This window comes from Tateyamaria sp., from assembly GCF_059783535.1.
This window is the reverse complement of record NZ_JBYNDP010000227.1, coordinates 1-2,996: the sequence shown is the minus strand read 5'-3', so window position 1 is coordinate 2,996 and position 2,996 is coordinate 1. Positions and strand designations below refer to the sequence as shown.

Here is a 2,996-nt window from a genome sequence, read left to right as displayed (position 1 = left end):
CGCTTCCCGAACGAGGTGAAACTGACCAACGACACGATGGATCTGGGCCGTGGGCCGATCCGGATGATGTCAACCTACGACATGAACGAACTGGACTGGACCGGCGTGGATGTCGTGCTGGAGTGCACGGGCAAATTCAACGACGGCGAAAAGGCCAAGGTCCACATGGACCGCGGTGCCAAGAAAGTGCTGCTCTCCGCCCCCGGCAAGAACGTGGACAAAACGGTCGTCTTTGGCGTGAACGACGAACAGCTCGCGGCCAATGACCGGATGATCTCGAACGGGTCATGCACAACCAACTGCCTTGCCCCACTTGCGAAGGTGCTGGACCGCGCATTTGGCATCGAGCGAGGCGTGATGACCACAATCCACAGCTATACCGGCGACCAGCCCACGCTGGACCGGCGCCACAACGATTTGTACCGCGCCCGCGCTGCCGCAATGGCGATGATCCCGACCTCGACCGGGGCCGCCAAGGCGCTGGGAGAAGTTCTGCCAAACCTCGCGGGCAAGCTGGACGGCACAGCCATGCGGGTCCCAACACCAAACGTAAGCGCAGTAGACCTGACATTCGAAGCCGGTCGCGATGTCACCGTCGAAGAGGTGAACGCCGCCATGGCCGAGGCTGCGGCCGGACCCATGGGGCGCGTGCTGGCTTATGATGACGAACTGAAGGTCAGCGTTGATTTCAACCACACCGAACACTCGTCCATCTTTGCCCCCGACCAGACAAAAGTGGTGGGCAATCGGATGGTGCGTGTGCTGGCATGGTATGACAATGAATGGGCGTTTTCGGTCCGCATGGCTGATGTCGCGGTTGCCATGGGTCGCCTGACCTGAACAACGCGACAGGTTGCAAGCATCGGGTGGGGCTGTCACAACAGCCCTGCCCTTTTTCTTTTTGACGCAGCCCCATGACCAACCGCATCGCTCTTGTCCTTGCCCTGCTGATCATCGGCGCGATCACCCTGGATGTGATGCTGTATGGCAAAGAGCACCTCATTTTCCTGGGCAAGAAATTCGCTGAACTGCTGGAGTGGATCGCGTTCTGGCGCTGACCCGCGCCCGACATGTCGCACCGATTTGACCGGCATCCCCGGTTGACAATCGCTCCGCTTTGCATTTGTTAGCGGTAACGGCGCACCCCGCAGCTTCGGGGCCGCGTTCAGACATCATTCTGACACCAGACATGGGGGATACCATGGCCATCAAAGTTGCAATCAACGGGTTCGGGCGTATCGGGCGCAACGTACTGCGCGCGATCGTCGAAAGCGGTCGGACGGATATCGAGGTGGTCGCGATCAACGACCTTGGCCCCGTGGAAACAAACGCGCACCTGCTGCAATATGACAGTGTGCATGGCCGCTTTCCTGCCACGGTGACAGTCGCAGGCGACAGCATCGACGTGGGACACGGCCACATCAAGGTCACGGCAGAGCGCAACCCGGCCGACCTGCCCTGGGGTCACGTGGACATCGTGATGGAGTGCACAGGCATCTTCACCTCGAAAGAAGCCTGCCAGGCACATCTGGAGAATGGCAGCAGCCGCGTGCTGATCTCGGCCCCCGGAAAGAATGCCGACAAAACCATCGTATATGGTGTGAACCACGACACCCTATCAGGCGACGATGTGGTTGTGTCGAATGCCTCGTGCACGACCAACTGCCTGACGCCGGTGGCCAAGGTTCTGCACGACCAGTTCGGGATCAAGCGTGGCTTCATGACCACCGTGCACAGCTATACCGGCGACCAACCGACACTGGACACGATGCACAAGGACCTCTACCGCGCCCGCGCAGCGGCATTGTCGATGATCCCCACCTCAACCGGTGCAGCCAAGGCCGTTGGTCTGGTGATGCCAGAGCTGAATGGCAAGCTGGACGGCGTGGCGATCCGCGTCCCCACACCGAACGTCTCCTGCGTTGATCTGACCGTTGAGGTAAATGGTGACGTGACCGTTGAGCAAATCAACGCAGCCATGACCGAAGCAGCCGCCGCCGGTCCATTGAAGGGTGTGCTGGGCGTGACAGATGCCAAACTGGTGTCGATGGACTTCAACCACGATCCACACTCGTCGATCTTTGCGACCGATCAGACCAAGGTCATGGATGGCAACATGGTCCGTATCCTGAGCTGGTATGATAACGAATGGGGCTTCTCGAACCGCATGGCTGACACAGCGGTCGAGATGGGCAAGTACCTCTGACACGCACCGCATCATAGATTGGAAAAGGCGCCCCGTACGGGCGCCTTTTTTGATGGCGGTCACCGCCGCGCAACGTCACGCCTGGCCCGCGTGGTCAGTAGGTCTTTCCGGCTTGACGCGCCCCTGTTTCTAGCAGATCGTTTTCCGTGATGGTTCCTGGATGCCGACGGCTAACCAGGATGAAAAGGGAATACGGTGAGGCTGCCGGAAGGTGCCAAATCCGTAACTGCCCCCGCAACTGTGAGCGGTGAGCGACCCCGATGATCACCACTGAACGCATGCGTTCGGGAAGGATCGGGCAAGCCCAGACCCGCAAGTCAGGAGACCTGCCATCATTGATGTAACTTCAACCCGGACGGGGTGTCCGGACAGGAGGCCATGATGGTTTTTGCGGAACGATCCGCTCAAAGTGACATGTCTGCCGTACGCCCCGCACTATCGCGGAGGGCGACATGGGCCAACCACAACAGAAGATCACGATCTGCACATCCTGCCGGCACAAGGGCAGCAACTGCCGACCCGGCTATGAACTGATTGCAAAACTGCGTACCGCGATTGCAGCCGCGGGCGACAGCCTCACCGACGAGTTCGAAATCTCTGGCGTTGCCTGCATGGCAGGCTGTGACCGCCCCTGCACTGTTGCCTATCATGGCACGCGCAAGGCCACGTATCTGTTCGGAGATATCGAGGCAGATGCGGATATTGACGACCTCGTGGCATTTGCTCGGCAGTATGCCGAGATGGAGGATGGCTGGTGTTCATCCGTTGATCGCCCCGGAAAACTGCGCAC

Annotated in this window: 4 protein-coding genes and 1 riboswitch; all 4 genes read left to right on the top strand. The window is 59.7% G+C overall.

What is annotated here, in order from left to right; genetic code table 11:
* The coding region (locus AC6RA8_RS21875; protein WP_500355861.1) for a type I glyceraldehyde-3-phosphate dehydrogenase at positions 1-840 on the top strand (840 nt) is incomplete at its 5' end.
* Positions 841-914: 74 nt separating this feature from the next.
* The gene (locus AC6RA8_RS21870) at positions 915-1,058 is read left to right on the top strand and encodes a hypothetical protein (protein WP_189368609.1); all 144 of its coding nucleotides are present in this window, start codon (positions 915-917) and stop codon (positions 1,056-1,058) included.
* A gap of 143 nt (positions 1,059-1,201) precedes the next feature.
* Positions 1,202-2,206, top strand: a complete 1,005-nt coding sequence (gene gap / locus AC6RA8_RS21865; protein ID WP_500355860.1) for a type I glyceraldehyde-3-phosphate dehydrogenase — start codon at positions 1,202-1,204, stop codon at positions 2,204-2,206.
* Positions 2,207-2,339: 133 nt separating this feature from the next.
* A riboswitch (cobalamin riboswitch) is annotated at positions 2,340-2,554 on the top strand.
* Positions 2,555-2,658: 104 nt separating this feature from the next.
* Positions 2,659-2,996, top strand: a 338-nt coding sequence (locus AC6RA8_RS21860) for a DUF1636 family protein (protein WP_500355859.1), incomplete at its 3' end; no start/stop codon positions are given.